This is a genomic window from Pseudomonas sp. E315 (assembly GCF_055406205.1).
On record NZ_JBUZPJ010000001.1, the window covers coordinates 437,101 to 462,552 of the forward strand.

At 55.8% G+C, this 25,452-nt stretch carries 25 protein-coding genes and 2 pseudogenes; 10 read left to right on the top strand and 17 right to left on the bottom strand.

Features of this window, described 5'->3' with window-relative positions:
* Positions 1-19: 19 nt before the first annotated feature.
* Entirely contained in the window at positions 20-901 is an 882-nt protein-coding gene (gene yghX, locus ACZRJQ_RS02150; RefSeq protein WP_463976760.1) for a YghX family hydrolase, read from the top strand.
* Positions 902-1,022: 121 nt separating this feature from the next.
* On the opposite strand, the gene ACZRJQ_RS02155 is transcribed toward yghX, so the two are convergent.
* Positions 1,023-1,637 carry a hypothetical protein gene (locus ACZRJQ_RS02155; protein ID WP_463976761.1) on the bottom strand — a complete coding sequence of 205 codons (615 nt, stop codon included), beginning with the start codon at positions 1,635-1,637 and terminating at the stop codon, positions 1,023-1,025.
* Between the two features lie 557 nt (positions 1,638-2,194).
* Here ACZRJQ_RS02155 and mqo point away from each other — a divergent pair.
* Entirely contained in the window at positions 2,195-3,844 is a 1,650-nt protein-coding gene (gene mqo, locus ACZRJQ_RS02160) for a malate dehydrogenase (quinone) (protein WP_463976762.1), read from the top strand.
* Between the two features lie 122 nt (positions 3,845-3,966).
* On the opposite strand, the gene ACZRJQ_RS02165 is transcribed toward mqo, so the two are convergent.
* The 7 genes from ACZRJQ_RS02165 to ACZRJQ_RS02195 all read right to left on the bottom strand — a co-directional run bounded on the left by ACZRJQ_RS02165 (position 3,967) and on the right by ACZRJQ_RS02195 (position 8,619).
* Positions 3,967-4,818: a CAP domain-containing protein gene (locus ACZRJQ_RS02165; protein WP_463976763.1), complete on the bottom strand. Its 852-nt coding sequence runs from the start codon at positions 4,816-4,818 to the stop codon at positions 3,967-3,969.
* Positions 4,819-4,881: 63 nt separating this feature from the next.
* Positions 4,882-5,562, bottom strand: coding sequence for an N-acetyltransferase (locus ACZRJQ_RS02170; protein ID WP_463976764.1), 681 nt, complete (start codon positions 5,560-5,562; stop codon positions 4,882-4,884).
* A 20-nt stretch (positions 5,563-5,582) separates the two neighbouring features.
* A complete protein-coding gene (locus ACZRJQ_RS02175; RefSeq protein ID WP_463976765.1) occupies positions 5,583-6,137 on the bottom strand; it encodes a UPF0149 family protein in 555 nt (184 codons plus the stop codon).
* A 121-nt stretch (positions 6,138-6,258) separates the two neighbouring features.
* On the bottom strand, positions 6,259-6,600 hold the full coding sequence (locus ACZRJQ_RS02180) for a hypothetical protein (protein ID WP_463976766.1): 342 nt from the start codon (positions 6,598-6,600) through the stop codon (positions 6,259-6,261).
* A 124-nt stretch (positions 6,601-6,724) separates the two neighbouring features.
* Positions 6,725-7,126 carry a hypothetical protein gene (locus ACZRJQ_RS02185; protein ID WP_463976985.1) on the bottom strand — a complete coding sequence of 134 codons (402 nt, stop codon included), beginning with the start codon at positions 7,124-7,126 and terminating at the stop codon, positions 6,725-6,727.
* A gap of 44 nt (positions 7,127-7,170) precedes the next feature.
* On the bottom strand, positions 7,171-7,620 hold the full coding sequence (locus ACZRJQ_RS02190) for a GNAT family N-acetyltransferase (RefSeq protein WP_463976767.1): 450 nt from the start codon (positions 7,618-7,620) through the stop codon (positions 7,171-7,173).
* A gap of 12 nt (positions 7,621-7,632) precedes the next feature.
* On the bottom strand, positions 7,633-8,619 hold the full coding sequence (locus ACZRJQ_RS02195; RefSeq protein WP_463976768.1) for a threonine dehydratase: 987 nt from the start codon (positions 8,617-8,619) through the stop codon (positions 7,633-7,635).
* 85 nt (positions 8,620-8,704) lie between these two features.
* Here ACZRJQ_RS02195 and ACZRJQ_RS02200 point away from each other — a divergent pair, with 85 nt between their 5' ends.
* Together ACZRJQ_RS02200 and ACZRJQ_RS02205 are read left to right on the top strand one after the other, a co-directional pair.
* Positions 8,705-10,069, top strand: coding sequence for an aminotransferase-like domain-containing protein (locus tag ACZRJQ_RS02200; protein ID WP_463976769.1), 1,365 nt, complete (start codon positions 8,705-8,707; stop codon positions 10,067-10,069).
* Positions 10,070-10,086: 17 nt separating this feature from the next.
* On the top strand, positions 10,087-10,311 hold the full coding sequence (locus tag ACZRJQ_RS02205) for a hypothetical protein (protein ID WP_463976770.1): 225 nt from the start codon (positions 10,087-10,089) through the stop codon (positions 10,309-10,311).
* Between the two features lie 307 nt (positions 10,312-10,618).
* Here the strand turns inward: ACZRJQ_RS02205 and ACZRJQ_RS02210 are convergent.
* Positions 10,619-10,735, bottom strand: a pseudogene (locus ACZRJQ_RS02210) (DUF1615 family protein); the annotation flags it as partial.
* 299 nt (positions 10,736-11,034) lie between these two features.
* Between ACZRJQ_RS02210 and ACZRJQ_RS02215 the strand changes: the two are divergent.
* Entirely contained in the window at positions 11,035-12,033 is a 999-nt protein-coding gene (locus tag ACZRJQ_RS02215; RefSeq protein ID WP_463976771.1) for an RHS repeat-associated core domain-containing protein, read from the top strand.
* A 257-nt stretch (positions 12,034-12,290) separates the two neighbouring features.
* Here the strand turns inward: ACZRJQ_RS02215 and ACZRJQ_RS02220 are convergent.
* Positions 12,291-12,848, bottom strand: a pseudogene (locus ACZRJQ_RS02220) (DUF1615 family protein); the annotation flags it as partial.
* A 57-nt stretch (positions 12,849-12,905) separates the two neighbouring features.
* Positions 12,906-13,247: an FKBP-type peptidyl-prolyl cis-trans isomerase gene (locus ACZRJQ_RS02225; protein ID WP_463976772.1), complete on the bottom strand. Its 342-nt coding sequence runs from the start codon at positions 13,245-13,247 to the stop codon at positions 12,906-12,908.
* Between the two features lie 306 nt (positions 13,248-13,553).
* Between ACZRJQ_RS02225 and ACZRJQ_RS02230 the strand changes: the two genes are divergently transcribed.
* From ACZRJQ_RS02230 to ACZRJQ_RS02245, 4 genes are all read left to right on the top strand, one after another.
* On the top strand, positions 13,554-15,812 hold the full coding sequence (locus ACZRJQ_RS02230; RefSeq protein WP_463976773.1) for a FepA family TonB-dependent siderophore receptor: 2,259 nt from the start codon (positions 13,554-13,556) through the stop codon (positions 15,810-15,812).
* A gap of 152 nt (positions 15,813-15,964) precedes the next feature.
* The gene (locus ACZRJQ_RS02235) at positions 15,965-16,255 is read left to right on the top strand and encodes an iron transporter (RefSeq protein WP_463976774.1); all 291 of its coding nucleotides are present in this window, start codon (positions 15,965-15,967) and stop codon (positions 16,253-16,255) included.
* Positions 16,252-17,790 (top strand): PepSY-associated TM helix domain-containing protein, encoded by a 1,539-nt coding sequence (locus ACZRJQ_RS02240; protein WP_463976775.1) that lies wholly within the window; start codon positions 16,252-16,254, stop codon positions 17,788-17,790. Before ACZRJQ_RS02235 ends, ACZRJQ_RS02240 begins: the two co-directional genes overlap by 4 nt.
* 1 nt (position 17,791) lies before the next feature.
* Positions 17,792-18,127 (top strand): DUF3325 domain-containing protein, encoded by a 336-nt coding sequence (locus tag ACZRJQ_RS02245; RefSeq protein WP_463976776.1) that lies wholly within the window; start codon positions 17,792-17,794, stop codon positions 18,125-18,127.
* 20 nt (positions 18,128-18,147) lie between these two features.
* Here the strand turns inward: ACZRJQ_RS02245 and ACZRJQ_RS02250 are convergent, their stop codons facing one another.
* The 6 genes from ACZRJQ_RS02250 to ACZRJQ_RS02275 all read right to left on the bottom strand — a co-directional run bounded on the left by ACZRJQ_RS02250 (position 18,148) and on the right by ACZRJQ_RS02275 (position 24,243).
* A complete protein-coding gene (locus ACZRJQ_RS02250) occupies positions 18,148-18,843 on the bottom strand; it encodes an amino acid ABC transporter permease (protein WP_463976777.1) in 696 nt (231 codons plus the stop codon).
* Positions 18,844-18,846: 3 nt separating this feature from the next.
* Positions 18,847-19,575: an amino acid ABC transporter permease gene (locus ACZRJQ_RS02255; RefSeq protein ID WP_463976778.1), complete on the bottom strand. Its 729-nt coding sequence runs from the start codon at positions 19,573-19,575 to the stop codon at positions 18,847-18,849.
* A 75-nt stretch (positions 19,576-19,650) separates the two neighbouring features.
* On the bottom strand, positions 19,651-20,457 hold the full coding sequence (locus ACZRJQ_RS02260; protein ID WP_463976779.1) for an ABC transporter substrate-binding protein: 807 nt from the start codon (positions 20,455-20,457) through the stop codon (positions 19,651-19,653).
* A 108-nt stretch (positions 20,458-20,565) separates the two neighbouring features.
* The gene (locus ACZRJQ_RS02265; protein ID WP_463976780.1) at positions 20,566-21,954 is read right to left on the bottom strand and encodes a sensor histidine kinase; all 1,389 of its coding nucleotides are present in this window, start codon (positions 21,952-21,954) and stop codon (positions 20,566-20,568) included.
* A complete protein-coding gene (locus tag ACZRJQ_RS02270) occupies positions 21,932-22,615 on the bottom strand; it encodes a response regulator transcription factor (RefSeq protein ID WP_463976781.1) in 684 nt (227 codons plus the stop codon). The genes ACZRJQ_RS02265 and ACZRJQ_RS02270 overlap by 23 nt, the downstream gene beginning before the upstream one ends.
* 92 nt (positions 22,616-22,707) lie before the next feature.
* Complete coding sequence (locus ACZRJQ_RS02275; RefSeq protein WP_463976782.1) at positions 22,708-24,243, bottom strand: MFS transporter; 1,536 nt, start codon at positions 24,241-24,243, stop codon at positions 22,708-22,710.
* A gap of 234 nt (positions 24,244-24,477) precedes the next feature.
* On the opposite strand from ACZRJQ_RS02275, the gene ACZRJQ_RS02280 reads away from it, so the two are divergent.
* Positions 24,478-25,365: a LysR family transcriptional regulator gene (locus tag ACZRJQ_RS02280; RefSeq protein ID WP_463976783.1), complete on the top strand. Its 888-nt coding sequence runs from the start codon at positions 24,478-24,480 to the stop codon at positions 25,363-25,365.
* The last annotated feature ends 87 nt before the right edge of the window (positions 25,366-25,452 follow it).

Genomic DNA, 25,452 nt, shown 5'->3' on the forward strand with positions numbered 1-25,452 from the left:
CCCTAGAGGAAATGCACAGATGCCGCGTCTTACTGCAAAAGACTTTGCCCCTGAGTTACTCGAACTTTATGACTATTACGCTCATGGCAAGATCAACAGACGCGAGTTTCTGGAGCGTGCGACAGCATTCACGTTAGGGGTGTCGGCGCTGTCGGTGTTGACCGCGCTCAGCCCTGATTACGCTCTTGCTGAGCAAGTTGTGTTTACCGACCCGGACATCATTGCCGAGTACGTTGTGTACCCCTCACCGGACGGTAATGGGGAGGTGCGTGGGTATATGGTTCGCCCTGCGGAGCCTGCAGGCAAAGTGCCTGCTGTGGTGGTGGTCCATGAAAATCGCGGGCTTAACCCTTACATCGAAGACGTTGCCAGACGTTTGGCCAAGGCCGGATTTATTGCGCTGGCCCCTGATGGCCTGACCTCTGTGGGTGGTTACCCGGGCAATGATGATAAGGGGCGAGAGTTACAGAGCACCGTAGATCCTGAAAAGCTCATGAACGATTTTTTTGCGGCGATTGAATGGTTGCAAGACCACGATGAAACCACGGGGAAGGTAGGCATCGTCGGTTTTTGTTATGGCGGTGGTGTGGCCAATGCTGCCGCTGTTGCTAACCCGCAATTGGGCGCTGCGGTGTCATTTTATGGTCGTCAGCCAACCAGAGATGTCAGCAAAATTCAGGCCCCCGTTTTGCTCCATTACGCCGAGTTGGACACCGGTATCAATGAAGGTTGGCCCGCTTATGAGGAGGCTTTGCAAGCCGCAGGCAAAAATTACCAGGCGTACATCTACCCTGGTGCAAATCATGGTTTTCATAACGACTCCACACCTCGCTACGATGAAGGCGCAGCACAATTGGCTTGGAGTCGAACCCTTGATTGGTTTACCCGAAACCTGATGTAAGCCGTTGCGAGGAGTGTAATGGGTTCACTTTGGGCCAACTGTAGGCGCGAGCAATCTCGCTCCTACAATAATTTTCTGGGTTTAAGTAAGCAGCATTATTGCCGTGGGCGGGTCTTTGGTTTTACCACTTGCCCGCGCCATAGGCGGCTTTTGCTGTGAGCACCACCATGGTGTTGTAAACGATGCGGCCATCCTTTTTAGGTGTTCGATAAACCGAACACAGCAGGGCATCAGACGTCGGCGGCTTCTGGGTGATGATCTCTCGTTTTTGGCTGTGATAAATATCACTGGGCGCTTTTGCCATCACCTGGCTCTGAATGCCGACGACTTCATAAGGCTGACTTTTTGCTGGGCCTAAGCCTGCACTCCTGCCGCCGATGTTCACTAGTGCGACCTTGAAAGCCATAAGGCAGCTTTTATCAAGTTCGGCACTGAGGTTTTTCCCATCGCCCGGTTTTTGACTATACGTTTTGATTACGCCAATCCGTTTGTTGCGCTCATCTAATGTGACGGGCGGCAATTTTGAAGTGTGGGCGCTTTGATTGCCCAAGATATAGAGGCGGTTAGACGGGAACACCCAGTTAAATTCTTTAGGGTCGTAATGCTTCATAAGCCCTTTGATGTCGCCCAACTCATACCAGCGCGACTCTACGAAGATCCTGTCCTTTTCCGCGGCGAACGCACCGCTGGCTGCGATTAATAGGGGTATTGCAGCCATAGCGAGCTTTAAACGCATTGTTCAATCCTTTGAGCGAGAGGAGATCGGGCAGAATTTTACGGGGTTTTATGAGCGCTTTGCCTAACAACTTTTGGCCTGTTTAACGTCTGGCTATGGGTAGAAATAAATCGATTCAGCCAACAAAACGTGCGCCAAGCAGATGCGTTTTCGCCCAAAGGGCTACCTGAGGTAGAATGTCGCGGTTTTGCGGCTGACCGCCTTGGATTTTTGTTCGCGCAAGTGCTCAGTAGGGCACTGCGAGTGAGGCAGATGTTCAAGAAGCCGCAAACAGGTTAAGGGGCGTGAAGGAGCTGAGCGGATTTAATCTGTTTAGGCCACGGCCGTTAGCTGACACACACAACATAAATGTCACCCAAGTAGCTGAAGCCAATAACTAATAAGAGATCAGCGCCCAAGGTACATAAAAGTGAGGTCTATAGTGTGCATAGGCCTTATATATCTACCCGTTCGAGGCCAAAGAACTGAATTGATTGCAAGCGACCTGTTTGTGACCAATTGAAGCTTCTTTTGAACGACGTGTCGGGTAGATGGCGTTTTATCTTAGGTACGACAACATGTTTAAAAAAATGAACAAGGGGCTAATGGGCCTTGCGCTGACCATGGGCCTGACGTCCGTGCAAGCTGCTGAAACCAAGCAGGTCGATGTGCTACTGATCGGCGGCGGGATCATGAGTGCAACACTGGGCGTCTGGCTTAATGAGCTCGAACCTGGCATGTCTATGGAGATGGTTGAACGTCTCGATGGTGTGGCGCTTGAAAGCTCCAACGGCTGGAACAACGCAGGTACAGGTCACTCGGCCCTGGCTGAATTGAACTACACGCCTGAAGACAAAAACGGCAACGTTGAAATCCCCAAGGCCGTTGAAATCAATGAAGCCTTTCAGGTTTCTCGTCAGTTCTGGTCGTGGCAGGTTAAAAACGGCGTTCTGAAAGATCCGCGTTCGTTCATCAACTCCACACCGCACATGAGCTTTGTGTGGGGCGATGACAACATCAAGTTCTTGAAAAAGCGCTATGAAGCCCTGCAAGCGAGCCCTTTGTTCGCCGGCATGCAGTACTCCGAAGACCCCGCTCAGATCAAGAAGTGGGTACCGCTGATGATGGAAGGGCGTGACCCGAACCAGAAAATCGCGGCCACCTGGTCCCCGCTGGGTACTGACGTAAACTTCGGTGAGATCACTCGTCAGTTTGCGGCTCACCTGCAAACCCTGCCTAACTTCTCGCTCAAGTTGTCGAGTGAAGTTAAAGACATCACGCGTAACGAAGACGGTTCGTGGCGTGTGGTTTACAAAAACTTGAAAGACGGTACTGAAACCCAGACCGACGCCAAGTTTGTGTTCATCGGCGCCGGTGGCGGTGCATTGCACCTGCTGCAGAAGTCCGGCATTCCTGAAGCTCAGGAATACGCAGGCTTCCCGGTTGGCGGCTCGTTCCTGGTGACTGAAAACCCGACTGTTGCTCAACTGCACTTGGCCAAGGCCTACGGCAAGGCATCGGTTGGCGCTCCGCCCATGTCGGTTCCTCACCTGGACACCCGCGTGCTGGATGGCAAGCGCGTGATTCTGTTTGGCCCGTTCGCGACCTTCTCGACCAAGTTCCTGAAAGAAGGCTCGTACTTCGACCTGCTGACCAGCACCACCACCCATAACTTCTGGCCAATGACCAAAGTCGGTATCGAACAATACCCGCTGGTTGAGTACTTGGCCGGTCAGTTGATGCTGTCGGACGAAGACCGTTTCAACGCTTTGAAAGAGTACTTCCCGAACGCCAAATCGCAAGACTGGCGTCTGTGGCAAGCTGGCCAGCGCGTTCAGATCATCAAACGTGACGAAGAGAAGGGCGGCGTGCTGAAGTTGGGCACTGAGATCGTTAGCGCCAAAGACGGCAGCATTGCCGGTCTGTTGGGTGCTTCGCCAGGTGCATCGACCGCAGCACCTATCATGCTGACCGTGCTTGAAACCGTGTTCAAGGACAAGGTTGCGACCCCTGAGTGGCAAGCCAAACTGCACCAGATCGTGCCGAGCTATGGCACCAAGCTCAATGGTTCGCCTGAGCGTGTTGCGCAGGAATGGGCGTACACCGCCGAGGTTCTGCAACTGACTGCGCCACCGTCTATCCCTGCCGTTGTGGCTCAGCCAGCAGCACCTGCTGACGCTGCGGCCAAGCCACAGCCAAGCAACCCAGCGGCCGACATGGCGCTGTAAAGCTGTAAAAAAGAAGCCTCACTCAACGTTGTTGGGTGAGGCTTCTTTATGGCCACACTACACGTGCGTGCAATGCGCTTGAGTATGACTCCCGCTACTTTCCTCTAACCTGCATTCGCGCCTTACTGCGTGCCGAACAGTGCTGTCCAGTAAATACCCGCGTCACTTTTTGGGTCTACGGCATAGGCTGCGCCGAGTTCGCGAAACGCCGGGTTCATGATATTGGCGCAGTGCCCAGGGCTTGCGAGCCAACCGTCCACCACCTTGCGTGGCGTGTCCAGGCCGGCTGCGATGTTTTCGCCGATTTGCTGGGCGATATACCCCGATAACTCCGCGCGATCCCCCGGCGTACCGCCAGTACGGTCTTTATGGTCGAAGTAATTGTTGTTGGCCATGTCCCGAGTGTGCGTGTGGGCGGCATCCCCCAGCGTGGCGTTCCATGTCAGTGCAGTGGTGGGGTTAAAGGCTTGTGCGCCACATTGGCGGGGCTGAGTGCGAGCGCTGTTGATCAAATCGAGCAGTTTTTGCCCTTCGGCTTGCCAGTCACCCAAACCACCCGTTAGCAGAGGGCGGGCTAAAACGATGCGCCATTCGCGTTGGTCGCGGCTTACGCCAATATCGACAAACTGCGGGTCGAGCACGACGCGGCAAAAGCTTTCTTGCACGGCTTTCATTGCCGCATGCGCATCGCGGGGGCCGGACAGTGTGATGGCTTGCACGTTGACCATTGGGTAGGCGGCACGCGCCAGCGCTTGCTGCAAATCACCAAAACCATTGGAGGGCAGTATCAAGCGTGTGTCCGCTGACAGCGGCGGGAGTTCTTGCGAGGCTTGGCCTGCGCACAGCTGAATTTGGCTGCGATAGGCGTTGATCGAGCTGATCAGTTGCGACTCTTCGCTGGCCAGAGCAGCGGTGCCGCTCATCAGCCCCACGGCTAAAGCGAGAAGACGGGTAAGGGTGAATGGCGTACGCATAACGTTTCCTCTGAACGGAATGCGCACATGATGCGTTATTCAGGTGGGCAGTGGCATGCCTTTTTAGTTGTTCAGGTGTGCCACAAACGCCTTGGCTTTGGCCGTCAGTTGATCAATTTGCCGATCGCGCTTTTTTTCGGCATCGAGCATGGCTTTTTTGCCATTGCGTTGCAGCAGGTAGGTGTGAATTTGCCGTACTTCGGTAGAGCTATAGATCGGTGCCAGATCAAGTACGCCCATCAACCCGTCTGTGCTGTGGTCGCGGGTGTTCATCAGGATTTGCGGGCCACGGTTGCCGATGACTTGAAAACCCAAGCTTTCAAATGCCGCAACCTTGGACACGCTGCACGTCAGTTCTGTGTGAGGGTAGCGGCGCACGACTTCCTCGACCATTGCGCGGGTCACGCCCGCATGGCGGTGGCTGGCGAGTTCGGCCATGTAAGCGATGCCACACGCCTGCGGATCATCCTTGACCGGCAGGTAGACGACAAACCCGGTCACGGTGTCCGGGGCTTGAGGGGCGGTGGCGACAATCAGCTCAACCGCAATGCCTTTACTGCCGTCTAAGGCTTGCAGGTACAAATGCACTTCATAGCCAATCGCATACTGATAAATGCTGTACAGCAAATTGCTGGGCGCAATCTCCATAGCGCTGATGTCGGTGAGATGGTCGACAACAATTTGCAGGATCTGGCTGTTGATCGGCTCGGAGCACGGGGTATCAAAATGCGTGAGGATGGTCATCAAGTGTCTCCGAGGGGCGATTAGCGCTGGCTTGACCAGAAGTTATGCAGCGCCAGGGCCGCGGGTTGTAGCTCAGCGACCCGCTGTTGGTGAGCGGCCACGTTCAGATCTTGCGGCAATTCGAAGTTGTCCTGCTCGGCACATTCAGCAATGGCGTTGAGCAGGTCAGCTTGAATGGCCGGCAGTGGCGACCACTGGGCAATCGCCACGCCACGCAAGTAGCCAAAGCACCACTCTTCAGCCAGTGTGACGGGTTGCCCCAAATGTTCGGTTTGTTCAAAACGGGGGGCAAAGGCTTTTGAGTCTTCGGCCAACTGACGAGCCAGCGTGTTGATATGGCGCACACACAGCTCGATGAACCGCTTGGCTTGCTCAGGAGCTTCCCATGCAGGGTTTTCGCCGCCCCAGATGGCTGGGAACCACTCAGCAATATCCACTTGTGCCGAGCTGGACACCAGGGCTGTGAAGTAACCGTCTAACTCGCAGGTGTTGAGGACGCTATGGTCATCGCCGAATTTGAGCAGAGCGTCTTCGATGAACTCGAAGTCGGCGGCGTTCAGGGGTTGATTTTGCATGGGCAGGTTCCTTGGCGAGGCGCGCGCGGCACAGACGCAGAGCTGAGCTTTAAAAAGCTGCGGAGAATGCCTTTTACGGCCACTTTTATCCAGCGCCAATTACCGGTCTGCCCCTGTCGAGTCAGTCCACCTGAACGATTGAGTCGACCACAAAGTACTTAAATCCGGCTTTGGCCAACGCTTTTTTCGCCTCTTGTTCAGCATCGAACCGGCTCAGGGTTTTGGCGTCATGCACAAATAGGGTTTCTTCGCCGTCATACACTTTGCTCACGTGCAGCGTCACGCGCAGCACTGGGCCTCTACGTTTTGCAGGTGCACGAGGAGCCGCCTTGGGAGGCGGCGCAATGGTTTTGACTGGGGCTGGTTGTTCGGGCGCGATGGCAGGTGCAGTCGGTGTCGTTGGTGCGGGTGTATCAAGGCCGAGCGCTTTGCGCATTTCGTCCTCGGTGAATCCGGTGCTCATGTTTATGCTCTACGTCATTTAAAAACGCGCTTATAAGTCAGGGAGAAGGCTTAGGCAAGTGAATTCATTGAGCTGTCGCAAAATAAGGCTTTTCTGGGTGCCGTGTAAGACGTGTCGGGTTGGGTTATGTATCGCGTAACAAGTCATGGCCATCCAGCAGTCGGTAAGCAATTTCGGGACGTTTTTCCAGCGCGCGACGGATGGCTGCGGGGATTGCCTGTCGCGTTTTGCGGCATAACCCACGTTGATCATCGATGCGAATATTGATCCCGCGCATACTCCTGACCTCATTGAAGCTGGGCACAATCTGCACCCGAATACCCAGTTGTTCGTACATTTTGCGCTGCATATGTTCAAGATCACTGAGGCTTTGGATGTTCTCCAAGCGCTCAACCAGCACCGTTTCGGCCTTGCGATTGAGGCTGAGAATTCGCGTATCAGGGTTGGGCAAAGCCAACAGCTGATCTCGCTCGCAAATGCAGGCGCCGGGTGGGCAGGGTGAGCGCAGGGTCATGGAAGGAGTCATTGGACTGAGCATAGCCACATCCAACGGCTTTTGCTGTTAACCCCTTACAAACGCAGCGCCATGATGATGGTGCGCTCGTCGCCGTGGCACTCATCACGCACCTTGCAAAACCCTAATTTGGCGTAAAACGATTGTGCAGTGACCGAAGAGGGTACGAGCAGCGCGTCGACCTGATTTAGTATCGCAACTGTTTTTACATGCGCCATCAATTGCTGGCCAATGCCCTGACCTTGATAGTGCGGGCTGACAAACACAGTGCGCACCACCGCTTGATCCAGGCTGGCCGTTCCCACCACCTGACCCTCAATCAATGCCACATACATCCGTCGCTGGCCCATTAACTTGAGCACTGAGGTTGGGCAAAAACTCTGCTCAACCCGCGCGATAACCTCAGGCGAGTAGTCGCGGGCATTGGATTCGCGCAAAGCGCCGATCACGACCTCACTGATGGCGTGGGCGTCGGCTGGAATGGCTAGTTGGATCTGACACAGCATGAGGTCTCCTTATTAGTGAGCTAGAGCGTGTGAATCAGGGGCTGCACCTTGGGCCAAGATCTCAGCGTACAACTGACGATCAATATTAGCTCCGCTCAAAATGACCGCCACACGCCGACCTTGCTGCTCAGGCTGCTCTTTAATCAGCCCGGCCAATGCCGCAGCGCCAGCACCTTCGGCCGTGTTATGAGTGGTTTCATGGTAAACGCCAATGGCTTGAGCGATTTGGCGGTCAGTCACGCGAATGACCCGTGCAGCGCCTTGGGCGATCATTGCCAGCGCTTCGGGCAAGGGTTGGCGACATGCAAGGCCGTCGGCGAAGGTATTGGCGCTCTCAGTGCACACCACCTGGCCTTGCTCGATGCTTTGCGCAAAGGCATCGGCATGACTGGACACCACGCCCACGATCTCGGTTTTCAGGCCCAGCAGGTCGCGGGTCTGAATCAGGCCGCAAATCCCCGAACCCATGCCGATGGGCACATACACAGTGTCCAAATCACTCACCGCTTCAAACAGCTCTAGCGCGTATGTGGCAACCCCGCGAATCAAATCGGGATGGAAGGCGGGCACCAGATGAAGTTGCTGGGCTTGGGCCATCGCTGCTGCCTTGGCGCGAGCTTCGTCGAAGTCCTTGCCGTATTCAATGACCGTAGCGCCCAGTGCGCGCATAGCCGCGTTCTTTTCCCGGGAATTGCCTTCGGGCACGACAATGCTCAGCGCCAGCCCCGTGCGCTTAGCGGCTAGCGCCAAGCTTTGCCCGTGATTACCGCGGGTGGCGGTGATTAAACCTGTGGTTTGAGGGGCGCGGGCCAGCAAACTTTGCACGTAAGTCAGCCCTCCGCGCACCTTGAATGCCCCTGTCGGTGTGTGATTTTCATGTTTGACCCACACGCTGCAATCCAACCGCTCGGCCAGTAATGGCCAAGCCAGTTGTGGTGTGGGTGCCATCGTTGCGTGAACGGTTTTAGCGGCGAGGCGAAGAGCAGTCAGGTCAAACATGGCACACCGTCGTCAAGGGGTTTGACTCGATTCTAGGCGCGACGCATTGTATGGGCCGACTCTTATATTGCATGGCCAACAATAAATGTGGATGCCCACCCTCAGTGATACCTCCCAGCCCCGCTATCTGGCGCTGGTCGAGGCGATTGCCCACGCGATTGCTTGCGGCGAGTTGCAACCCGGCGAGCGATTGCCACCGCAACGACGCTTGGCTTGGGCGTTGGGCTGGAACCCCAGCACAGCCATGCAGGCCTATCGCGAAGCTGCCCGCAGGCATTTGGTGTCGGGTGAAGTGGGACGCGGCACTTATGTGCTGGCGGGCAGTAAAGAGGCCACGTTGTTTCAGCTAAAACACCGCGATGAGCACACGTTTGTGATTGATCTGCGCACCAACGTGCCTGCGGTTGATCACGCCCAAGACGATGATGCGCAAGCACTGAGCTGGTTAGTCGAAACCCGGCAGGCGACACGTTTGCAAGGCTACCTGAGCGCAGCGGACGTTTTGCGCGCCAGAGTGCAGGGTGCTGCGTGGTTCAAGGGCCGTGGGCTGGAGCTGCCGGTGGAACACATCATGCTGTGTGCGGGGGCGCAACAAGGGTTGTTTACCGTGTTGTTGTCGCTGTGTCAGGCGGGTGATCCGGTGCTGGTCGAGGCGTTCACTGCGCCGGGAATAAAAGCCGCTTGCGCCCAGTTACGTTTACCCATGCACGGTGTCGCGCTAGATCGCCAAGGCATCGTGCCAGAGGCTTTTGATCGAATGATCCGGGCCACCGGCGCACGGATTGCGGTATTGACGCCCACCCTGCAAAACCCGACTTCGGCGGTCATGAGCCTTGAGCGCAAGCACGCAATTGCGCAGATCGCACGGCGTCATGGGGTTCGGGTGATTGAAGATGATGTGTACGGCGCACTCACCGACAGCGCGCCGCTGTGCCATTTGCTGCCTGATTGCGGCGTGCTGATCACCAGTCTTTCCAAAACCGTTGCCGCAGGCCTGCGTTTGGGCTGGATTGCGGCCAGTCCAGAGCTGCTGTCGCGCATTGATCCTCACGCACAGTCAGCGCACTGGGCCGTTTCGCCCTTGTGCTCAGCGATTGGGTGTCGGTGGCTCAGTGACGGCACTGCGCGGCGCCGTGCTGACTGGCAAATACGTGAAGTCACGCAACGCTGGCGGCTGGCCAAAAAAGTGCTGGGCCCGTGGATGTATCAAACTCAAATACCTTCGCCGCATATCTGGCTGACGGCTGCACACAGCAATATAACGCTCGTGCAGCAGTGCCGAGCAGCCGGTGTTGATGTGGTTCCCGCTGACGTCTTTGCTACCAAAAACACGACCATCAACGCCGTGCGGATCAGCCTGACGGCCGCCGACAGCGCTCAAACCTTGAGCGTGGCACTGCAGCGCATCGCTGATACGCTGGGTCATTTCGACCACGCAACCACTCCCTGACTTAAGGCAAACCATTCATGCGCAGAGAAATTGGCTACTGGCACCGTGAAGGCCGAGAGTTGTTTTACTACCTGGAATTCAAACCCGACAGTGCCGAGTTCTACCTGACGTGCGAGCACAAACCCTGCGAAGGCGAGGGCAGTGTGCGTTCAGTGTTACTGAGCGAAGCCCGGGGTGAGCGCTACTACGAAGATGCGTTGCTGATCATCAAAGAGGAGCTGTTTAAGCAGTACACCCTGTAAGGGGAGCGCTTTGGAAGGCGCGCCTCTTGCTCTGGCCTATCAACAACGAGCCCGGCGCGGCCACCCCTTGCAGCCCAAAGACTTCAATGAATGGGCGAAGACACAGACCTTGTGACCCACTCGCCAAAATCATTGGCTTGGTACGAGCGCGTTAAAGCAGTGTTGAAAAAAAACGCGCGGAGTACTGGCCTGTCTGGCAGGGAAAAGCGCACAAGCAATTGCTGAGCATGCGCTCAAACCCAACGATGGTTTGTAAGCCTAGGGCGGGCTCATGGGGTGAGTCCCGCCGCGTTGCAGGTACAGCCGATCAGGTGGTCGGTAATGTTTTGGCGCGGGTCATGCACCGCTGCCGACGCTCATCGACCCGTTTAGCAAACCAGGCGGTCGTCAGGGGGCGAGTGATTTTTGGGCTTTGCAGGGTAATTGTAAGTGCTTGCAATCGAAAACGACCATGCTTGCAATCAACGCACTTTCTGGCTCGAATTAATTGCGACTGTGGCCGCTGCCGTGCTCGCATTACCTGCGACTGTGCTTGCATTCAGCGCGGCGTGCTTGCAATCGATCTTCGCGTGCTCACTTTATATGCGACTGACGGAACGTCCATCAAACGTTGGTTTGGTGGACGTCAGCCCATGCAAGCACCTAATAGATCTGCTAGCTATACAGATCTGGCTAATGAACAGATTCTTAAGTGTCGATAACTATTTCCTTTGAGCAAGGCACATGAACGCGCCACGTAAATCCATCACTGACCTCTATCTGTACGACCCGTTGGACCGTTTGACAGGCGCTCATTCGGCCCAACGTTTTTATAACGGCACCCGTATCGCGACCGAGATTCAGAACAATAGAAAAACCTGTTTTTTTGAACACGAGGGCATGCCTCTGGCTGAGTTACACCCAGCAGAAGCTGTCACATTACTGGCCACGGATCAGCAAAGATCGGTGTTGTACGGCGTTAGCCCTGTACTTAGCCAACCACAGAGCTACGGCCCTTATGGGTATCGTCCAACGACGAACGGGTTACTTAATTTACTGGGATTTAACGGCGAACGGCCTGACTCAGCAACAGGGCATTATTTATTGGGTCAGGGTTATCGGGCATTTAATCCTGTTCTAATGCGCTTTAACAGCCCGGATAAGTTAAGTCCTTTTGACAAGGGCGGGATAAATTCGTACGCATATTGCGGAGGCGACCCTCTGAATCGAAAGGATTCTACTGGGCACACATGGGCTCCATTAAAATCGCTTTTACGCATGGTAGGCTTGATGAAAAAAGCGAAGCCAAGATTACCTGAAGGAGCAGTGTCTAAAGTGGGTTATCATGGCACTACATCTGCGGGTGAACGCCAACTTATTGCACTCGGGCCTAAAGAAGGTTATGCAGGTCAAAATAGTAGCCTTGTCAGGTTGAAACATGGAGAAGGGTTCTACATTTCTCAACGGTACGAAGATGCCGAAGTGTATGCCAAAAGTCATTTAACCAACCGATTTAAAGCTACATCTGAGGCTTCTGTTGTCGAGGTTCATATAAAAAACATTCAGAAAAAAGTGCCGGATCAGGACTATTACATTGGCAGCGGTGTCGACGAGGGGATGGTTGTTTTTTATCCGTCAACGTATTCAGACATAACAATAAAACCTTATCGGACTATTACTCGAAATGGGGCCATCACATCATCACCGATTTCCAAAGTAATCCAGACCGTTCGTAGCACCTGAGTTATTGGACGTGAACAATGCGGCTTTCCGGGTGAATGGGGTTCATCCAAGCTAACGTCCACCAAACCAACGTTTGATGGACGTTCCGTCAGTCGCATATAAAGTGAGCACGCGAAGATCGATTGCAAGCACGCCGCGCTGAATGCAAGCACAGTCGCAGGTAATGCGAGCACGGCAGCGGCCTCAGTCGCAATTAATCCGAGCCTGAAAGTGCGTTGATTGCAAGCATGGCCGTTTCCGATTGCAAGCACTTACAGGTAGGGATAGTCGTGAGCGTGTTGCTCAGCAAATGCGATGCTGACCTGCATCGGGCCGCCGGTATGCACCGGGTTCAAGCTGCCAAACAGGTTTTTGCCCAACGGCACCATGCCAATAAAGTCATCAAAGATGGCGCTCAATTGGCCCTCTGTGCGCGCAGCATCCAGGCGCTGGTTGTAGGTTTTGCCGTTAGGCGAAGTGATATTCAACGCGCTGCGCACTAAAAACTCAGGGATATGCAGTTTGCTGGCGCGCTGGTTGATTTCAGTGCGGGCAATTTTAGCCAACCCAGGAACCGGCGGGTCGGCCTGGAAGGTGGATTCCTGCTCGGTCACGGCCAGCACCGAACACAGGTTCTCGTCGTTGGGAGCAAGCCCTTGGGCCGCAAAGGCGACATAGATATCTGTGGCCCAGCCTTGGCGATCCGGTGTTTTGGCGGGCATCAACTGCACGATCCGGCTTCGAGCCTGCTCGGGGGTGAGGTTGGGCAACGTCTGGGTGTTCTGACTGCTACAACCCGCTATGACCACAAACGGGCAGAGCGTTAATACCTGCATGAAGAATCGATTCACGTGCACCTAACTCCCAGAAAAACAGCTCAACGCGTATCGCGATCAATCATCGCGTGTCAGCACTTGCAGCAGTTCGATCTCAAATGTCAGGTCTGAGTTCGGTGTGATGTGCGCCCCCATGCTTCTTTCACCATAGGCCAAGTGTGCGGGAACCTGCAGCTTGCGTTTGCCACCGACCTTCATCCCCATCAAGCCCATGTCCCAACCCTTGATCACACGACCTGTGCCAATCACGCACTGGAAGGGTTTGCCGCGCTCAAAGGAGGAGTCGAATACCGTGCCGTCTTCGAGCCAGCCAGTGTACTGGGTGGTGATCAAAGCCCCTTTGACGGCGGCTTTGCCTTCGCCCAGCACAAGGTCAGTGATGTGGAGTTCGTTTGTCATGGTGAGGGCTCTAAAAGGGGAAAGTTGGAACAATGAATTGGGGCGGTGTTTTTCTCAAGTTGGCGAGTATTTAGCAATGAATTTGATCTTTTTTATGTACGAAAAGGCTCTAAAACGCGGAGGTTGTGGAACTTAAAGATGCGCAATATTGTCATTTGCGCTTTACTCTCATTTGCGAATGGTTACTATTGTCGCCCTGGCAGTGCCGGGGAAAGCTAAACCATCGGGTCCTTTTTGGGTCTGTGCGCAAGCGATTCCAGTCTTACGCCTGCTGAGCACTTTCCATTGTTAAGGGATCAACTGGACATGTCGTCTCGATTTAAACGCAGTCAATTTTCGCTGGCTTTTGTTGCTGCGCTAGCGTCGCCTACCTTACTTGCCGACGCGCTGGAGCGTGAGCGTGATGAAGTCCCCGTTGAGGCGACGGACTTGCCGGTCGATGGCACCCCGCAAGCGTTACAGCTCGAAGAAACCCGCGTGCTAGGCACCGCCGCTCAAGAGCTCAAGCAGGCGCCCGGCGTCTCGATCATTACCGCGCAAGACATCAAAAAACGTCCGCCGGTCAATGACCTCTCCGACATTATTCGTCGCGAGCCGGGGGTTAACCTCACCGGCAACAGTTCGAGCGGCAGTCGCGGCAATAACCGCCAAATTGACTTGCGGGGCATGGGCCCGGAAAACACCTTGATCCTTATCGACGGCAAGCCATCGGCTTCACGTAACGCAGTACGTTATGGTTGGAGTGGCGACCGGGACACCCGTGGTGAAACCAACTGGGTGCCTGCCGAAGAAGTCGAGCGCATCGAAATTTTGCGTGGCCCGGCGGCGGCCCGTTACGGCTCAGGCGCGATGGGGGGTGTGGTCAACATCATCACCAAGCGGCCGAGCGACAAGCTGAGCGGTTCGATGACCGCGTACTACATGACGCCCGAAGATGATTCTGAAGGCGTCAGCAAGCGCACCAACTTCAATCTCAGTGGCCCGATCACAGACGATCTGGTGTTTCGCGTGTATGGCGGCCTGAACAAAACCGACGCTGACGATGCAGGTATCAACACCGCTGAGCAAGCCTCCCCGGACAGCGTGGTGGCTGGCCGTGAAGGCGTGCGCAACAAAGACATCAATGGCCTGTTGAGCTGGCAGTTCACCCCAGAACAGTCCTTGGATCTGGAAGCCAGCTACAGCCGCCAAGGCAACATTTTTGCAGGCGACACCATGCTCAACAGCGGTGGTGATTATGTAAATAGCTTGACCGGCAAAGAAACCAGCGTACTGCAGCGCAGTACTTTCTCGGCGACCCACAATGGTTCGTTCGACTGGGGCTCGACCAAAGCTTCGCTGACCCATGATCTGACGCGTAATGCGCGTTTGAATGAAGGGCTGGCCGGTTATGGCGAAGGGGCTCCTTCTGAAACGGCCGGTTCGTTTGAATCGCGTTTGCGCAATACCCGCGCGACGGGCGAGGTCAACCTGCCGTTGAGTTGGGGGGCCGAGCAGGTGCTGACGCTGGGCGGTGAATACTTGTATGAGTCGCTGAATGATCCGGGCTCGTTGCGCCCACAAAGCTGGGACCCAGGCACCGATGGCACACCGGCTATTCCCGGTCAGGATCGCACCCAGACCAAAAGCACGGCCAATAGCTACGCCTTCTACGTTGAAGACAACATTGAAGCGGGCGCTAAAACCATCGTCACGCCAGGTGTGCGTTTTGATCATCACAACGAGTTTGGTGGCAACTGGAGCCCGAGCCTGAACGCCTCGCACCAGATCACTGATGAACTGAGCATCAAAGGCGGTATTGCACGGGCGTACAAAACGCCCAACATCTACCAGTCCAACCCCAACTATTTGCTGTACAGCCGTGGGGCGGGCTGCAGCTCGGTAGAGGTCAATATCGGTGGTTGTTACCTGATGGGTAACCCGGATTTGAAACCCGAAATCAGCGTCAACAAAGAGATTGGTCTGGCATTTGATAAAGGCACTTGGCGCACCAGCGGTACGTACTTTCGCAACGATTACCAGAACAAGATCAATGCCAGTAACGAGTCCTCCTTCCGCCTGCCAAACGGTCGTCGCGTGCTGCAATGGGAAAACTCCGGCAAGGCCATTGTGCAAGGGGTCGAGGGCAACCTGTTTGTTAACCTGCACAAGGATTTGGACTGGAACACTAACCTGACCTACATGATCGAGAGTAAAGACAAAGAAACGGGCGAACCGTTGAGCATCATCCCCAAGTACACGCTTAACACCACGCTGGACTGGTACGCCACCGAGAAGCTCTCGCTTCAGGTCAGCGGCACCTATTACGGCAAGCAAGAAGCGCCTAAGCGCAACATGCGGGCCAACGAAGCGCTGGATAAAAGCGTTCAGCAACCGGTTGACCCTTATGGCTTGGTGGGCCTGAGCGGAGGGTATGAGTTCAACAAAAACTTCAGCGTGCGTTTAGGCGTCAACAACCTGTTCGACAAACGCTTGTACCGCAAGGGCAACTCGGACGAGGCGGGCGCTCAAACTTACAACGAAGCAGGCCGAGCCTACTTTGCATCGGTGACCACTTCGTTCTGATGGCCCATCGGCCTTATGACTGAGCGTGCTGGGCAGCTAAGGCTTACACAGGCGCGACATCCTTGAGCAAAGGGTGTCGCGCCGTTGTCGCATCGGGTGCTGGCAAAACCGTGGCTGGCACTGGGGCAGAGCAGTCGATGAAGGATTAAACAATGAAACTCGTAACCTCGGCCTGGGTGCCGATTGTGTCTCGCACATTGGCGGCCTGGGTGGGCGGCTACTTGTTCACCTACGCTTTTACTGCGGCGCTGGCCCGGCTATTGCCACTGGATAAAGTGGACTCGCTGATCGTCGCCAGTTTGCTGTCGTTTGTGATCTACACCTTCGCCATTTTATGGGCGTTTGCTGCGCGGCATCAGTGGTCTGCCTGGATGGGCGCATGGCTGGCGGTGCCGTTAGCTGCGATCGGATTTTGGCCACAGCTGTGGGAGCGTCTCGGATGAAACAGACCCTGACTCAATCCATGGCGTGGTTGCACACGTGGGGCGGCCTGATTGTGGGCTGGTTACTGTTCGTGATTTTTTTGACCGGCAGCCTGGCGGTGTTCGATCAAGAAATCGACAACTGGATGCAGCCTGAACTGCCTGCGCATCACCTCACGGACGAACAGGCTGCGCAGCGTGCGCTGGACTACCTGACAGAACACAAAGCAAGTGAAAAACAGTGGGGCATCAGCTTGCCCAGTGAACGGTCACCGGGTTTGCAGGCCTCCACGGGTGGGCGCCGGGGCGGTGTTTCGGTCACACTTGATCCCGACACTGGCGATGAACTGCAGGTACGAGAAACCGCAGGCGGGATGTTCTTTTTCTTCTTTCACTTCACCTTGCACATGCCGCGCATGATTGGGATTTATCTGGTCGGTGCGATGGCGATGGGCATGCTCGCGGCGCTGGTCAGCGGCATCGTGATTCACAAAAAGTTCTTCAAGGAATTCTTCACCTTCCGGCCCGCCAAAGGCCAGCGCTCCTGGCTGGATGCCCACAACGCCAGCGCCGTGCTGTTGTTGCCATTTCACTTTATGATCACCTACAGCGGGTTGGCGATTTTTATGGTGATCTATATGCCAGCCGCAATGGATGCGTTATTTGACGGCAACCGAGAAGCGTTTTTCAACGCTCAAGACAACGCGCCGCAAGCGATGGAAGTTAAGCCGCGTGAGGCGCCAGAACCCGCGCAATTGGTGGCCTTGGGGCCGCTTTTGGCCAAGGCCCGTGACGTCATGGGGCCGCTGAGTGGGGTCAATATCACTAACCCCGGGTTGAGCACCGCTGAGATTATGGTTCGTCCGATTTTGGGTAATCGAATTGCCCTGACCAAAGGTCAAGGCATGCGGTTTAACGGCGTAACGGGTGAGCAACTGTCCGGGCCAACCGAAATGCGCCCCAGCGTGCTGACCCAGCGGGTGGTTACTGGCTTGCATTTCGCACAATTTGGCGGCTACCCGATGCGTTGGTTGTACTTTGTGTGTGGCTTGATCAGCACTGCCATGATCGGCAGCGGGCTGGTGCTGTTCACCGTCAAACGCCGACGCAAATACGCCAGCGAAGGCCGAGTTGGGCAAGTGCTGTACCGCTTAGTTGAGGCGATTAACGTGACGGTGATGGCGGGGTTGAGTCTGGCCTGCATCAGCTTGCTGTGGGGCAATCGGTTGTTGCCTACCCGTTTGAGCGAACGTGCAGATGCTGAATTGAACGTGTTCTTTTGCGTGTGGGCCTTGAGCCTGGTGCATGCCTTGATCAGACCAAGAATGCAGGCCTGGCGCGAGCAATTGGGACTGGCCGGGGTGATGTGCCTGACGCTGCCATTGTTGAGCGTCTTGACCCTTGATCACCCTTGGGCATTGCCATCGCGTATGGGGCTGGAGCTGACAGCGATTGCTCTGGGAGGCTTGTTGTTGTGGGCTTGCTGGAAGGTGTCGCAGCCAGTGGCTGAGCGAGTTTCCCGCAAAAAGACCGTCGCTGTGGCAGAGGTGAACTAAGATGCTGGCTCATTTTTTTGCAGCGTTGGCGTTCGCCTACATCGGCATGCTCGCCCTGTGTCAGGGGCTCGAACGGCATTACAAACAGGTTTGGCACAAAGCCCCGTCACTGGCCCTGCGCCGCACATTGCGCGGCGTGGGCTGGCTTAGTCTTGGGCTGAGCTTTTACTTCTGTGGTCAGGCCTGGGGTTGGGCGATGGGGCCCGTCGGCTGGTTTGGTCTGATGTCGCTCAGTGGTTTTACCCTGCTGATGTTACTGCCTTACCGGCCACGGTTGGCGGTGTGGCTGGCCCTGTTTTTTGCACCTGTGTGGGCGGTGATAGAAACCGTGATTTAGCCGCCAACCTGCGGCAGAAACTACGGGATTCTTGCTGCGCCTGAAACCTTGGGCTTGACCCAGCGATTGGCGATCAGATCCAGGCTGGTGCAAAACACGAAATACACCAACGCCACAAACAGGAAGATCTCGGTCGGGTGCACCATCACCCGATTGCTGACTTGAGTGGCGACAAATGACAGCTCGCCCACGCCGATGACATACGCCAGCGAAGTGTCTTTAATCAACGAGATCCATTGGTTGAGAAAGGAGGGCAGCATCATCGGCAGGGCTTGCGGCAAGATGATCAAGCGCAGCACTTGCCAACGGCTCAACCCCAGCGCTTTGCCAGCCGCCCACTGGCCCGGCGGCAAGCTGCTGATGCCGGCATACACCGAGTGCGCCAGATACGCGCCCCCGATTAACGACAGGGCGCACACCACGGTGGCCAGTGCGGGCACGTCCACCTTGAACACGATGGGCAGTAAGAAGTAGCTCCAGAAGATCAGCATCACCACGGGGATCGCCCGCAAAAAACCTAATACACCCAGCAAAAGCCAACGCATTTTGCCGCGAATCATCACCAGAGCAATGCCAAGAATCAGCCCCAGAAGCGCCGAAGTCACACCAGACAGCAAGCTCAGCCATAGCGTCAGCGCTGCGCCGCCCAGTGGGCCGTCGGGGTAAGCCCCAAGCAAAAAATACGACAGGTTGTCGCTAATCACTGAAAAGTCCATGAATCAAATCACTCCCTGTCGATACCACTTGCTGCGTGCAACCATTTGGCCGATCACTTCAATCAGCGCAATACTCGCCACATACAACAGCGTTGCAAAACCAAAGGCCTGAAACGTTTTGAAGGTTTCGGTTTCGACCTGACGTGAGGCGTATGACAGTTCGGCTAAACCGATGGCCATTGTCAGTGAGGAGTTTTTCAGGGCGTTCATGTATTGGCCCAATAGCGGCCCTAGCGCGGTTCGCACCGCTTGTGGAAACACGATGTAACGCCACACCTGAGCGGGCGTGAACCCCAGTGCCAAGCCGGCGGCTCGCTGTTCAAGGCGAACTGAGCTGACGCCGGCCCTGAATTCTTCACAGATAAATGCGGCGGTGTAGAGCATCAAGCCCCAGAACCCGGCAATAAACTCAAAGGACGGCCATTCAACATCAAACAACCCGAGCGACAGGCTGCGCGGCTGATTGAGCCACATCACCCAGCCTTCGGGCAGCATTGCTGTCACGCCGAAGTACCAGAAAAACAGCTGCACCAGCAGCGGCGTATTGCGAAACACAGCCAGATAAGCGCGGGCCGGCCACGACCAGAGCCGCGAAGGCGATATGCGCGCCAAACACAGGAAGAACCCAAGCCCGGTGGCGATTACGCAGGTTAGAAGTGAGAGGATTAGCGTGAGGACAAAACCATCGAGCAGCCAGTGCAAGTAGTGCGGGGCAAGCAGTTCACCGAACATAAAACAGCGTCCATCCAGAAACACACAAACCCGTCCGGTTGGCCGTGACGGGTTATAGAGGCTTGCTAAGGGGTGTTAGCTTTTGTCGCCGATCTTGTACAGGCGGGTCAGTGGCGTCTTGGTGTTCGGGCCGAACCAAGTGTCATAGATGGTTTGTGCCTGACCTTTGGCTTCCAGCTCGCTGAGGGTTTGGTTGACCACGTTAGTCAGTGCGGTTTCGCCTTTGGGAATACCCACCCCAATCAGGTCATTGGAAATGGTGAAGGGCGGCACTTCGTACTTGTCTTTGTCGGGCACGTTGGCCAGCAAGCCGATCAGCTTAGGGCCGTCTTGAGTGATGGCCTGCACGTTGCCGTTGCGCAGTGCGGTAAAGGCGAATGGGGTGTCATCGTAGGCCACTACTTTGGCCCCCGGGTATTTGGCGCGCAGTACCCCTTCGTTGACCGTGCCCTTATCTACACCGACCCGCCATTTGTTCAATTCTTCAGGCGAGGTGAGGGTGCCTTTTTTCACAATAAATTGCTGGCCCGACGCGAAGTACGGAATGCTGAAATTCACCTGCTCGGCCCGCTCCGGGGTGATGGTGAAGTTAGCCAGTACCAGATCCACCTTGTTAGCCACCAGCAGCGGCACACGGTTGGCCGGGTTGGTGGGCTGTAATTGCAACTTCACGCCCAACTTTTCAGCAATAGCCTTGGCGTAATCCACATCCAAACCTTCAATTTGCTTGCTCTTGGCATCCACAAAACCGAACGGCGGGTTGCTGTCGAACGACGCCACACGCAGTACACCCGATTTTTTGATGTCATCCAGACGATCAGCATGGGCTAAGCCAGACAGTACGGCCAAGGTCAGAGCGGTGAGGGCAGTGATTTTCTTCATTTCGTTCTCATCATGAGTTGGAAGACTTATGACGAGAGTTTTGCAGGAAATTTAGGCTTTAAAAAAGAATATAAAACGATTTGTATATTCCTTTAGTGCATAACAGGTTTAGAGCGCACCGATCACTCGCTGTCGACAGAGCAGGGTCAATCGTGCGCCACCGCCTTCATGGCTGCCCACGTCGAGGGAGAAGCCGTGCAGGTTAACGATGGCCGCCACAATCGACAGGCCCAAGCCAAAACCGCCCTGTTTATCGTCGCTGCGATAGAAGCGCTGAAACACCACCTTGCGCTCAGCTATCGGGATGCCCGGCCCTGTGTCGAGCACTTCAATACACGCACTGCCCGCGTCATCAAATGCCCGCAAGGTCACCTGACCTTCAGGAGGTGTGAACTTGATCGAGTTGCTCAGCAAGTTGGCCAGTGCCTCAAACAACAAGGCCCGATCACCATTGAGGCTGGGCAGAGCATGCGGGACGTCGAGTACCAGCATGACCTGGCCTTCTTCGGCCAATGGCAGGTAAAAGTCGTACAGCTCTTGCAGCAAAGGCAGCGGATCAAGTTGTAAAAAGCCAGAGCGTCGTTGATGGTCTTCCAGTTCAGAAATACGCAACAGCCCACGAAAGCGCGCCATCAACGTGTCGGTTTCACTGATCACTTGATCCATTTGCAACGCTTGAGGTGAGCCTTCAACCGCCTGCTGCTGAATTCGATACAACTGGGCCCGCAAACGGGTTAGCGGGGTGCGCAGGTCGTGGGCGATGTTGTCGCACACACCTTTGACTTCATTCATCAAGCGTTCAAGGCGATCTAGCATGGCGTTGACGATCGCCGCGAGCATGTCCAGTTCGTCTCGCCGGTTGGACAGTGGCAAGCGGCGGGTCAGATCCCCGTCAACAATGGCCTCGGCACTGGCCTGAATGGCTCGAATGCGGCGCAGTGGACGTCGGCGCAGCAAGTGCCAACCCGCAATGCCGGGGATGATGGTCAACGATAATCCCCAAAACAGGGCATGCAGGATGATGCGCGTTACCGCAAATAGCGAACCGTTATCGCGCACCAGCACCAGCCAGCGGCCATCAAGGGTTTGGGTCGCCACTGCGTCGCAGCTGTCTTGCGGCAGGTTGGGGTCATCAGAAGCGATGCAGGTGCTCAGCTCATGGATCTGACCATCCAGAGGCAAGCCCGCAGGGATACTTTGGATCGGCCCGCGTAAGGGATTGTGCTGAGCGTCGAACAGGCCATAGGCATCCACCGCCCGTCTATCGAAGCTCATGCTGGTGGCCAGCGCCTCATCCAGTTGTTCGCCCTGAAAGCGCGAAAACAAGTGCTGGCGCTGCATGAGCGAGTGCTTGGCCAATGAGCCTAAATAGTCCGAGACCTCGTAATACAGCACCCCCATCAGGATGCAGCTCCAGGCCACGAACAAAAAACTGTACAACGCCAACAGTCGGCTGCTGGAAGAACGCCAGCCCTTAGAGGGGTTCGGCAATGACATAACCCGAGCCTCGAACCGTGCGAATCAAGGGCACCTGGCCCGGCGGGTCAATTTTTTTGCGCAAGCGCCCAATGTGGACATCGATCAGGTTGGTGCCGGGGTCGAAGTGATAGCCCCAGACTTCTTCGAAAATCATCATGCGCGACAGAATTTGCCCGGTGTTGCGCATCAAAAATTCCAACAACTTGTACTCAGTGGGCAGCAGGCTTAGCTGTTGCTCGGCGCGGCTGGCTTCGCGACGGATGAGGTTCAGTTCGAGGTCGGCCACTCGTAACGACGTTTCGTACTCGCGCACAGTGCTTTTACGGCGCAGCAACACTTCGACCCGAGCGGCCATTTCGTCGCTGGCAAAGGGTTTGGTCAGGTAATCATCACCACCGGCGCGAAGGCCGCGCACGCGCTCGTCGACGTCTGACAGGGCACTGATCATCAATATCGGGGTGCTGACGCCGATTGTGCGCAGGGTGGTGACAATGGCCAAGCCATCCAGCTCGGGCAGCATACGGTCAAGGGTAATCAGGTCGTAATCGCCGCTCACGGCACGTACTAAGCCTTCGCGACCATTGTCGACCCAATCTACGTCCAGTCCGTGGCTGCTTAACTCAGCCACGATTTCTTTCGCCGTTACGGCATCGTCTTCAATGGTCAAAATGCGGGTCATACCGTCACCTGATTAGCCTTCTGAGCAGTAGACACAGTTTGCCCGCAAAAAGCTGAAACGTTTCTTAAAAATATTTCATGTTCAGCCCCGCGTCAGGAAAGAGGCGTGGCAACGGCCAGTTGCGGAATCGGTTTGCGCATTAATGTGCCTACAAGTACGGCTCCCAAGAGTGCAAGCACCCCTGCGACCCACAACACAACACTGAACCCGCCAACAAATGCCTGAGTAGCTAAGGGCTGGATCTGCGTGTGTGCGTCCTGGGGTAACTGACTTAATGCGCCAGACATGTCGCCTGCAACCACGCGCGAAGCTATGAAGTGGCTGTGGGCCAACCATTGAGCGTCGTCCTGAGCGAGGCTGTGTTGCAGGTTTTGTTCGGTATGGCTGTTGAGCAAAGCACCAAACACGCCAATGGCCAACACGATGGCGCTGAAACGCATGGTGGTGCTCATGCCCGACGCCATGCCCACGCGATCACGGGGCACGCAGGCCATGATGTTCTTCTGGGTGTCACCATTGAGCAACCCGGCCCCGGCGCCTGTCACGGCGGTGGTCAGGGCGAAGCTCAAATAGCCCCCGTGCTCCACAGCCCAAGCACTGAGCAGGTTGCCACACCCCACCAAGGTCAAACCGGCTGCCATCATGCTCGCAGGGCTAAAACGCGTAGCCAGACGAGCACCCACGCGCGGGCAGATCAACATGGTCAGGGCAAACGGCAACATGCCCAGCCCTGATGCGATGGCGCTAAACCCCAGACCGTTTTGCAGGTAAAAAGGCAACAAGGTCATCATCACTTGGGCGCAACCCGCGTAGGCAAACATGCCGAGCAGGGCACCGATAAAGCGTGGATGGCGAAACAGTTGCAGATCAATCATCGGGCGGCGTTGCACTGATTCGATCAATACAAACAGCCCAAGTAACAGGAACCCGGCGAAGATTCGGGAATAGGTCAGCGGGTTGTCCCAGCCAATCCGGTTGGTCTCAATCAACCCCCACATCAAGCACAACAAACTCGCGCTGAAGGCCAGGCTGCCCCAAGGGTCAAGCCGGGCTGACTGCGGGTCACGCGATTCGGCAATGGCATGGCTGACCAATCCCATCAGCAACAGGCCGACGGGTAAGTTGAGGTAGAAAATCCAGCGCCAACCCAGGTACTGGCTAATCAAACCGCCCAGGGTGGGCGCTGCGGTCATGGCTACGCCCATGCAGGCACCCCAAAAAGCCCACGCCTTGGCACGTTCCACTTCGTCGTGAAACGCGTGGCCAATGGAGGCCAGCGCGCAGGTTAGCAACAGCGCGGCCCCGACGCCTTTGATGGCGCGAGCGATTTCCAGCATCAAGCTGTTAGGCGCGGCCCCGCAGCCGATAGAGGCAAGGATGAAAATGCTTAGGCCCCAGAGCAGGGTTTTTTTGCGTCCGAAGCGATCGGCGATGCTGCCGGCTGGCAGCAACAGTGCGGCAAAAGCCAGCATGTAGGCGCTGACGACCCATTCAATATCGACGAAATTGGCCCCCAGATCGCGGGCAATACTGGGCAAGGTAACCGCGACGATGTTGGTGTCCAGAACGATGAGCGAGCACACCCCTGAGGCAGTCAGCAAGGTCAAGCGCGGGCTGATGGTTTTCATGGCTGCACCGCCAACGCTGTATTTAGGTCGATGATTGCCTTACAGGCAATTCGCCAGGTGAATGCGCCTGCCGTTATGTGTAATTGGTTGGGATTGGCGATGGGCAATAAAACAGGGGATTTGACGTGCATGTGCAGGGCTCTCTAGTGTGGCGTATGCCGCAGGGTATCGCCGAGCTGCACGAGGTGTGTTAGCTGGATACCTGCACTTCATTACCTTTGAGCTAATACTGCTATGGATATACGTCATTTCCGCTATTTTCTGGCCGTTGCCCAGCAGCGCAACTTCACCCGTGCCGCAGAAACGCTGGGTATTGCGCCACCCACGTTGAGTCGGCAAATCCAGGACCTTGAGAGCGCGCTGGGTGTGCGGTTGTTTGTGCGTCAGCAGCGTCAAGTCAGTTTGACTGAGGCGGGCCAGGCTTTACTGCCCGAAGCGCAGGCCACGGTGCGCCAGTTTGAGTTTGCACAGCGTAATGCGCAGCGCGCCGGACGTGGTGAGATGGGTCATATCGAGTTGGGCTACGTGGCTTCTGCGGTGTATTCGGGTGTGCTGCAACGTCAGGTGCAAGCATTTGCACGCGAATGTGCCGACGTCAGTTTGAACCTGCGAGAAGCGCCTATGGCGAATTTGCCGACGATGGTGGCAGAAGGTCGGTTTGATCTGGGTTACGTGCGCTCGCCCATGACCTTGCCCGAAGGTCTGGATGCGATTCGGCTCAATAGCGAGGGCTTTGTCCTGGCGCTGGCGGATGACGCTTGGCTAGCGCGGCTCAAACACATCACTGCGGAGCATTTGCAAAACGAGACATTCATTCTGCCCGAGCAAATCAGTGGCACTTTGCAGGTGGCCGCTCAAGGGGGATATGCACCCAAACTGGGTGCGCAACCCGGTGGGTTGGTGGCGGTTATCGCTCTGGTTTCGCTGCGTCAGGGTGTGGCAGTGGTGCCTGCTTCGGTGGTTGGGCACATCAGCTTGCCCAATGTGATCTATCGACCGATTGAAGGCTGTGAGTCACTGTCCTGGTTGTCGCTGATTCATCGCCGATTTGAAAAATCACCGGCGGTGGCGCGTTACATTGAGCAAGTCAAACGTGATTGGCGCCTTAACACGGGGCAATGATCACCTCCGATGTTCAGCGCGCTTGATCAAAGAAGCAGTACAATTGCGCACTTTTCACCGGGCATGGATGCCGTTCGGCTAACGCTC

Coding starts and splice junctions, on each gene's coding strand:
- yghX (WP_463976760.1), top strand. CDS start 20: ATGCCGCGTCTTACTGCAAAAGACTTTGCCCCTGAGTTACTCGAACTT.
- ACZRJQ_RS02155 (WP_463976761.1), bottom strand. CDS start 1,637: ATGCGTTTAAAGCTCGCTATGGCTGCAATACCCCTATTAATCGCAGCC.
- mqo (WP_463976762.1), top strand. CDS start 2,195: ATGTTTAAAAAAATGAACAAGGGGCTAATGGGCCTTGCGCTGACCATG.
- ACZRJQ_RS02165 (WP_463976763.1), bottom strand. CDS start 4,818: ATGCGTACGCCATTCACCCTTACCCGTCTTCTCGCTTTAGCCGTGGGG.
- ACZRJQ_RS02170 (WP_463976764.1), bottom strand. CDS start 5,562: ATGACCATCCTCACGCATTTTGATACCCCGTGCTCCGAGCCGATCAAC.
- ACZRJQ_RS02175 (WP_463976765.1), bottom strand. CDS start 6,137: ATGCAAAATCAACCCCTGAACGCCGCCGACTTCGAGTTCATCGAAGAC.
- ACZRJQ_RS02180 (WP_463976766.1), bottom strand. CDS start 6,600: ATGAGCACCGGATTCACCGAGGACGAAATGCGCAAAGCGCTCGGCCTT.
- ACZRJQ_RS02185 (WP_463976985.1), bottom strand. CDS start 7,126: ATGACTCCTTCCATGACCCTGCGCTCACCCTGCCCACCCGGCGCCTGC.
- ACZRJQ_RS02190 (WP_463976767.1), bottom strand. CDS start 7,620: ATGCTGTGTCAGATCCAACTAGCCATTCCAGCCGACGCCCACGCCATC.
- ACZRJQ_RS02195 (WP_463976768.1), bottom strand. CDS start 8,619: ATGTTTGACCTGACTGCTCTTCGCCTCGCCGCTAAAACCGTTCACGCA.
- ACZRJQ_RS02200 (WP_463976769.1), top strand. CDS start 8,705: ATGTGGATGCCCACCCTCAGTGATACCTCCCAGCCCCGCTATCTGGCG.
- ACZRJQ_RS02205 (WP_463976770.1), top strand. CDS start 10,087: ATGCGCAGAGAAATTGGCTACTGGCACCGTGAAGGCCGAGAGTTGTTT.
- ACZRJQ_RS02215 (WP_463976771.1), top strand. CDS start 11,035: ATGAACGCGCCACGTAAATCCATCACTGACCTCTATCTGTACGACCCG.
- ACZRJQ_RS02225 (WP_463976772.1), bottom strand. CDS start 13,247: ATGACAAACGAACTCCACATCACTGACCTTGTGCTGGGCGAAGGCAAA.
- ACZRJQ_RS02230 (WP_463976773.1), top strand. CDS start 13,554: ATGTCGTCTCGATTTAAACGCAGTCAATTTTCGCTGGCTTTTGTTGCT.
- ACZRJQ_RS02235 (WP_463976774.1), top strand. CDS start 15,965: ATGAAACTCGTAACCTCGGCCTGGGTGCCGATTGTGTCTCGCACATTG.
- ACZRJQ_RS02240 (WP_463976775.1), top strand. CDS start 16,252: ATGAAACAGACCCTGACTCAATCCATGGCGTGGTTGCACACGTGGGGC.
- ACZRJQ_RS02245 (WP_463976776.1), top strand. CDS start 17,792: ATGCTGGCTCATTTTTTTGCAGCGTTGGCGTTCGCCTACATCGGCATG.
- ACZRJQ_RS02250 (WP_463976777.1), bottom strand. CDS start 18,843: ATGGACTTTTCAGTGATTAGCGACAACCTGTCGTATTTTTTGCTTGGG.
- ACZRJQ_RS02255 (WP_463976778.1), bottom strand. CDS start 19,575: ATGTTCGGTGAACTGCTTGCCCCGCACTACTTGCACTGGCTGCTCGAT.
- ACZRJQ_RS02260 (WP_463976779.1), bottom strand. CDS start 20,457: ATGAAGAAAATCACTGCCCTCACCGCTCTGACCTTGGCCGTACTGTCT.
- ACZRJQ_RS02265 (WP_463976780.1), bottom strand. CDS start 21,954: ATGTCATTGCCGAACCCCTCTAAGGGCTGGCGTTCTTCCAGCAGCCGA.
- ACZRJQ_RS02270 (WP_463976781.1), bottom strand. CDS start 22,615: ATGACCCGCATTTTGACCATTGAAGACGATGCCGTAACGGCGAAAGAA.
- ACZRJQ_RS02275 (WP_463976782.1), bottom strand. CDS start 24,243: ATGAAAACCATCAGCCCGCGCTTGACCTTGCTGACTGCCTCAGGGGTG.
- ACZRJQ_RS02280 (WP_463976783.1), top strand. CDS start 24,478: ATGGATATACGTCATTTCCGCTATTTTCTGGCCGTTGCCCAGCAGCGC.